At 55.2% G+C, this 6,438-nt stretch carries 5 protein-coding genes and 2 pseudogenes; all 7 read right to left on the bottom strand.

Going from position 1 to position 6,438, the window contains the following annotated elements:
• Nucleotides 1–347: pseudogene (locus ACTTKG_RS08425) on the bottom strand (energy transducer TonB); the annotation flags it as partial.
• 3 nt (nucleotides 348–350) lie between these two features.
• On the bottom strand, nucleotides 351–764 hold the full coding sequence (locus ACTTKG_RS08420) for an ExbD/TolR family protein (protein ID WP_442673771.1): 414 nt from the start codon (nucleotides 762–764) through the stop codon (nucleotides 351–353).
• Complete coding sequence (locus tag ACTTKG_RS08415; RefSeq protein WP_442673770.1) at nucleotides 761–1,399, bottom strand: MotA/TolQ/ExbB proton channel family protein; 639 nt, start codon at nucleotides 1,397–1,399, stop codon at nucleotides 761–763. The genes ACTTKG_RS08420 and ACTTKG_RS08415 overlap by 4 nt, the downstream gene beginning before the upstream one ends.
• Before the next feature lie 35 nt (nucleotides 1,400–1,434).
• Nucleotides 1,435–1,907, bottom strand: a pseudogene (locus tag ACTTKG_RS08410) (ABC transporter substrate-binding protein); the annotation flags it as partial.
• A gap of 128 nt (nucleotides 1,908–2,035) precedes the next feature.
• Nucleotides 2,036–3,088, bottom strand: a complete 1,053-nt coding sequence (locus ACTTKG_RS08405; RefSeq protein ID WP_442673769.1) for a FecCD family ABC transporter permease — start codon at nucleotides 3,086–3,088, stop codon at nucleotides 2,036–2,038.
• Nucleotides 3,085–4,098, bottom strand: coding sequence for an ABC transporter substrate-binding protein (locus tag ACTTKG_RS08400; protein ID WP_442673768.1), 1,014 nt, complete (start codon nucleotides 4,096–4,098; stop codon nucleotides 3,085–3,087). The genes ACTTKG_RS08405 and ACTTKG_RS08400 overlap by 4 nt, the downstream gene beginning before the upstream one ends.
• Before the next feature lie 53 nt (nucleotides 4,099–4,151).
• Entirely contained in the window at nucleotides 4,152–6,317 is a 2,166-nt protein-coding gene (locus tag ACTTKG_RS08395; protein ID WP_442673767.1) for a TonB-dependent siderophore receptor, read from the bottom strand.
• Nucleotides 6,318–6,438 lie beyond the last annotated feature (121 nt).

Raw genomic sequence — 6,438 nt, 5'->3', positions numbered from 1 at the left:
ATGCCCTTTCCTTCACCACCTTGTCCCATGGGATTGCCCGCGCGTGCTTCGCGTTTCTGGCTCGGTTTTTCCTTCTCCTCGGGCATCGTCTGTTCAATCGGTGGCAAGGTCTTGTCGGGAATCACAACCTCATCGACGGCAGGGACCGCCTCAACCTGAGGCGGTGAACCGCCGCCTTCGCTGCCCTCATCCTGCACCTCGTCATAAACAACGACCTCAATATTGTCATTCGTTTGTTTAACAGCTGCCATTGAAAAGATGCCTACAGCCGCCGCAACAAAAAAGATGACGAGATGCACGCCGAGAGACGCGAGCAGCGCTTTATATTTATCTCTCGTATTTTCCATGCGCTACTTGCCCCCCGCACTTTCACCGGCAAGCCCGAAACGCGTGATCCCCTCGCCCTTGAACTTATCCAAAAGCGCATAGACCATGCCATAGTCGATATCCTGATCAGCGCGCAGTACGAGCGAGAAGTTGCCGTTTCTCGCGCTCTCCGCCTTAGCACGCTCCAAGAGAACCTTTTCCGCGATGGGCTGATCCTCAAGGAAAAGGCTGCCGTCCTTCTTCATCGTAACGACATACGTCACATGCATCTGCGTTTCCACGTTCGCCGCCTTCGGCATATTGATGTCGACAGTCTTGAGATTCACCATGTAGAGTGTGCTGAGCATGAAGAATACGAGAAGGAAGAACATGATGTCGATCATCGGAATGATGATGATTTCCGGCTTGTCGAAACTCTTCCTGTCCCTGAGCCTCATCGCGCCGCCCCCTCATCAGAAGAAAGCACGTCTTTCGCACCTTCGACGAGCGAGAAACATTGCTCCATATCCGTCACGATGCTCTCGATGCGCTGCGTAAAGTACGCGTGCACAGCAAGCGCAATGATGGCGACGCAAAGACCCATGGCAGTCGCAAGCAAGGCCTCACCGACGCCTCCCGTGATCGCCGTCGCCTGTCCCGACTGGAGGTTGAACACGGAAAACGCCGAGATCATGCCGCTGATCGTGCCGAGAAGCCCCAGAAGCGGCGCCATCGTCACGATGACGCTCAGATAGTAGAGGCGCTTCCTAAGCTTCGACAGCGCGACACCCGACTGAATCTCCATATAGGCGGACACGCGCGCAGCGTCCTTCTTCACAAGCTTCAAAGCCCCAAAAAGGATGTTGGCGAGCGCACCGCGATGATCTTCAGCGAGCTTTCTTGCTCCTGCAAAATCATCATTCGCCATATACTGGTAAAATTCTCGCGCAAAGGCGCGCCCCGTGTCCGCACGCGAAAAATACATCATGCGCTCGATGCCAATCGTCACGACGAAAATCGAGCACAGGAGCAGCACATACATGATGGAGCCGCCCCTGTGAAAAAACTCTATGCTCGTCATAATTGCTCCCATAAAAAATCCTCCTAAAATTGCATAAAAATATTCTTCTATTCCACCGCAGAAAGATGCTCTTCACGACCTTGGGCGCAGGCATCTCCGTATGCGCGACAGGCAATTTCCTGCACGCCGAGCACGAGGTCCTGCGAACAGTTGTATGATGTAGGCTTCCGTCGGCTCTTCCAAGCGATGTTCACAGATCGCCTTGACTGTCTGCAAAGACGGATCTCCGAAGTATTCCTTGCGGAACTTATCAACATCGAATTTGCCATGATCGTTGTACGTCGGCACAAAGAGAATATCGGAATTGATCTCGACAAGCTGCTCCTTCGTCATGACCTGCCCATCGCGAATGCCGAGCGCCGACCTGAGTGAGAAGCGTGATCGTCTCCTTGATCTCGGCAAGATTCCTCGCGCCCTTGCATACGACGACAGTGAGTCCCACTTCTCGAAGCAAAGGCACGATGACAAAATCGGGAACGAGCGCGACGAGCTCTTCGACTGTCGGATTGCCGACGCGCTTTCCAAGGAACTATGCGGATTTTTCATGTGGGAAGTTTGGGGCATTCTTATAGAAACATTTACTTGATTCCCATGATAAAAACGAGGAGCTGTGCATAAGTCAAAATTAACTCATGCGACAGCCCCCTCTCATCTGGCATCGCCGAAGCCGTAGCTGCGGCGCACCATCAGGTAGACAAAACACGGTGCGCCGACCAGTGAGACGAGGATGCCGATCGGCAGTTCCGTTCGCGGCAGGATCGTGCGGCACAACACATCTGCCCAAACGAGCAGGATGGCACCAGCAAAAGCACTGGCGGGCAGAAGCCTCCTGTGTTCTGCCCCTGTAAGCATGCGCATGACATGCGGGCAGATCAATCCGACGAAGCCGATCATGCCTGCCGAGTAGACGACGAAGCCCACCATCAGGGACGACAAGACAAGATAGCCATGGCGATAGCGCGTCAAATCCCTGCCCAGCGTGATGGCGGCGGCATCGCCCACAAGCATAAGATTTAAGATCTGGCTCTGCGTCCAGAAGAACGCCGTGCCGAGCACGATGATCGGGCAGATCACCGCGAGATTCTCCCATTTGGCATTCGCCAAACTTCCCATGAGCCAATAAGCGATGGTCTGCATGCCTTCGCGATTGTTGGCAAAATAAACGATGAAGCTCGAAAACGCGCTGCAGACGGCGCTCAGAGCCATGCCGGAAAGCAGCAGCTTCACAGGGCTGGAACGACCGCCGACGCCAGATAAGACGAGGACGCCCATCGAGACGGCAAAAGCGCCGCCGGCAGCGGCAAGCCCGACGAAATTCTCGCCGAGGAAAGCGCCGAGCCCCAGCATGATCGCCGCCGTAGCCCCGAGCGACGCCCCCGAGGAGATGCCCAAGATGTACGGGTCAGCCAGCGGATTCTTCACGATCGCCTGCATGATGACGCCACAGACGGAAAGCCCCATGCCCGTCAACACGGCAAGCACGATGCGCGGCAGACGCAGCAGCCAGATGATGTCATAGACAGCGCTGTCGCCATAAGAGGCAAAACTCTCCCAGCCCGTGATGCCATAGACGATCGAGCCGAAAGCTTCCGCAAGGGAGACATCGACCGTGCCGACCGTGACGGCGCACAAGACGGATGTGATGAGCAGACCGCTCAAGAGCCATGAGGAAAGACTGCTCTCCCACATTTTTTTCTTCATGCAGCGCCCCCTTCTGATGCAGCAGCTTCTTGCAATCCGCGCTTGAAGCAGCGGATGCCGTCCAATACCCGCACTCCCGGGCAGCGTATGAGATAGAAGGGCACAGAGTAGATATGCCCTTCCCGCACGGCGCGCAGACGGTGCAGCGCAGGATTGGCCAGAAGCCGCTCGCACGGTCCCTGATCGCGCGGTGACGCGGACTGGACAAATATGACATCAGGATCAAGCATCAGAAGCTGCTCATAGCTGATGAACTCGTCCTCACCCACCATCTGACGATCTGCGCCCAAGACCTCCGCACCAAGCTGCTCCAAAAGGTCGCCCGCGAGCGTGCGCGGCGTATAGATGGTCAGTTGGCGTGCGACGGAAGATACGACGAGGACGCGCAGCCTCTTCCCTTGCATTACGGGCGTCATCTCAGCGCGGATCTCCTGTTCGATCTCTGCCGCCCTTTCCTCGCGGTCGACGATCGTGCCGAGATCACGAATGAATCTCAGCTCGTCTTCCAACGTATGAACGTCCTTGAACTCCGCGCCGTTCATCGTCGTCATATAGACGTTCGTGCCGCGCTTCTCCCAGAAGTCGCTGCGCCCGACGCCGTTGCTCTGCCGCGTAAAATCGAAAAGCCAGCCGACGATCAGATCGGGCTGCAGCGTCAGCATCGTTTCCACATCGGGCACTTGCTTGAGCCGCAGTGGAATCGTTTCATAAGCTGATACGTTCTCCGGCGCAAGGACATCCGTATTCGACAACCCTCCCGCGACGATGATACGGTCTGCCACTCCCAAAGCCAATAACGTCTCAATGGAATTTTGCCAAAGCGCCACGATACGCTTCGGATGCTCTGAATAGTGATAAACATGCGGACGCAGAGCCGAATCATAATTTTCTACAGCAAACCCATCCGCCTGCAGCGCCTCCCGTTCACCGCCATAGGAGCAACCCGCTCGAATAAGCGCGAAAAGGAAAATTGCACCCAGAAGGACGCCGCCCATATACAATCGTCTCATCACACCATCTTCTCAAAGAAAAGACCTAACGAATGAACAAACATTTCTATACATCAGAAATTGCAGCTCGCCGACAAGGAAATCGTACGCGGCATGCCCAAAGCGATAGAACTTCCTGAAGCATACCAGTAGCGCTTGTCAAACAAGTTGCTGCACATCAGGGAGAACGTCACATCCTTGCTCAAAATCTTTGTCTTATAATTCAGTCCCAGATCGAAGGTTGTATAAGCAGGCACATCCAGTGGATCGCTGTGGCGAATACGCGCCTTAGCACTGTAGTTCAACCGTCCGATGACCGAGAGATCTTCCGTCGGCTTATAGACGAGCGCCGCCGTCCCTGCCCACTTCGGCAACCCCAGGACGGAATTGCCGTCCGTCTGCTCCGCCTGCAGCCAATTCAGCGCGAGGATCATATCGAGCTGCGGCGAAATCTTGCCGACGGCCGAATACTCAACGCCCGAATACTTCTGCTCCTTATCGATTTCCAAATATTTTAAGCCGCCCCGCAAAACATCGTTCGTTCCCTGCTTGCGCATATTGTAGTAACTAAGCGTCTGCAAAAGCCCCTTGCTCTGATACTTGACGCCGACCTCGTTCTGCTTCGTCTTTGCCGGCGGAATCGTCTCGCCTGCATTTGCATAGCTGGAGCCGACGACCGTCCCCTCGTCAAAGCTCTCGCTGTGATTCGCATACATCATGAATTGCGGCGTGAACTGATACGTGACGGCAACTGTCGGGCAGGTCGCGCTCGCATCGATTTCTGACGCACTGCTGCCCGCATAGTTTCTCGCGCGGATGCCGCGATGCCCGTGCAGACCGAGCGTAATGCCAAGCTTATCTCCTGGCGCGGTAAATGTATCCACGACATGCCAACCAAGCATCTGCAGATTGTACTGCGTCTTCAATGTGTGCTTGGGCAACGGCGCGGGAAGTGGTGTGGAATTGGAACGATAGATATTACCGGGTGCTGGGACGTAGATATCCGAAGGATCAGAACCGTAATTCCCTATGACTTCACGCCGAAACCACATTTTGTCAAGACTCAGCACATAATCGTTCTTCCATTCGCCAAGCTTGAAATCGCCCTTGACGCCGATGCCGATATACTTCGTCTCATGCGCTACAGGCCATTGCGAATAGCCGCTACCGTACCCAGATGACCGCAAAGAGGCATAATCTCCATCCAGATTGAGCAGCGTACGACCGTAACCTTGAATCCAACTCGTATAGTTTTCCTTGTGATACCCGGCATTCAAAAATGCCTTCGCATGTTCGCTGAGCTTCTGCTCGTGGTTCAGAATGAACGTCCAATCGTTATACGTATCCTCCGCCCAATCCGGGGAGAAGTTGACCGAACCGCTGGGCGCTTTCGGCAGACTCTTGAGAGTTTTTGCTACACTCAAGCTATTTCCATCGCCGCGCTGGCGCGTATAGTCGTATCCCATAAGCAAATTCGTCGTGCTGTTCGCCGTCTTGTGATCGAGGTTCAGATAGACGCCCCACTTCCACATGCGTGCATGATCGACCGACAGTGTACCCTGCCCCTGCAGGACATTGAAGCGCATGCCCCATTCCTTGTTTTCGCCGAAGCGCTCACCGAGATCGACCGACTGCGAGACATAGCTCTTGCCGTGAAACGAGAGCTTCGCCTCGCGATCACCCTTCGCCGACGCCTTCTTGGAAATCATATCGACGACGCCGCCCGCATTTTCCTGCCAGCCCGCTGTCGTGCCGCGTACACCGAGCGCCGGTCCCGCAATCACGGTGACGCTGTCAATGAAGTTCGCCGTCATATCCTTTTGATGCGCCATGCCGGGCACACCGTTGATATACCACTTGTTGCCGTTGGAGCTGAGTCCGCGAATCGTGACATTGCTGTCCGTTGCACCTTGGCCGACGCGAACGGCGGGGCTCAAGGAAAGTGTGTCGAGAATCGTCCGATCGGGTACGCTGAACTGCTCCAAAGCTTTCTTGCCGAAGGTCATCGCTTGAAACGGCGTCTCCATGACATCCTTCGAGCCGAGCAGTCCGATGTTTTCCTTACGCTCGACAAGGCCGCCCGCGAGCTTTGCACGACTGGCCTCCACGACCGTTTCCGACAGCTCGTGTGCCGCTTCCTCCCCATCGGCTTCTGCCGCATGAACATTGCCGTGCAGGCTCATGCCCGCCAGTGCCCCCACGATTGCCAACGCCAGCCAATTCCTTTTTCGTTTGTCCATCACTTGAACGACTCCTTTACTTCCTTGCTACATGATTCCTTAAAACTACACGCACAAACGTCCACGTCGTGGACATTGTGCGCCACCCTTACATGAAGGAGCCAATCAGCCTGCGCCTACA

The sequence above is a fragment of the Selenomonas sp. genome, from assembly GCF_052169755.1.
In the GTDB taxonomy this organism is placed as follows: domain Bacteria; phylum Bacillota; class Negativicutes; order Selenomonadales; family Selenomonadaceae; genus Selenomonas.
The sequence above is the reverse complement of the archived record's forward strand: the minus strand, read 5'-3'. Positions and strand labels throughout refer to the sequence as shown.

Bases quoted from the DNA above. Each gene is read 5' to 3' on its own strand.
- ACTTKG_RS08395 (WP_442673767.1), bottom strand. From the start codon at position 6,317: ATGGACAAACGAAAAAGGAATTGGCTGGCGTTGGCAATCGTGGGGGCA.
- ACTTKG_RS08420 (WP_442673771.1), bottom strand. From the start codon at position 764: ATGAGGCTCAGGGACAGGAAGAGTTTCGACAAGCCGGAAATCATCATC.
- ACTTKG_RS08400 (WP_442673768.1), bottom strand. From the start codon at position 4,098: ATGAGACGATTGTATATGGGCGGCGTCCTTCTGGGTGCAATTTTCCTT.
- ACTTKG_RS08415 (WP_442673770.1), bottom strand. From the start codon at position 1,399: ATGGGAGCAATTATGACGAGCATAGAGTTTTTTCACAGGGGCGGCTCC.
- ACTTKG_RS08405 (WP_442673769.1), bottom strand. From the start codon at position 3,088: ATGAAGAAAAAAATGTGGGAGAGCAGTCTTTCCTCATGGCTCTTGAGC.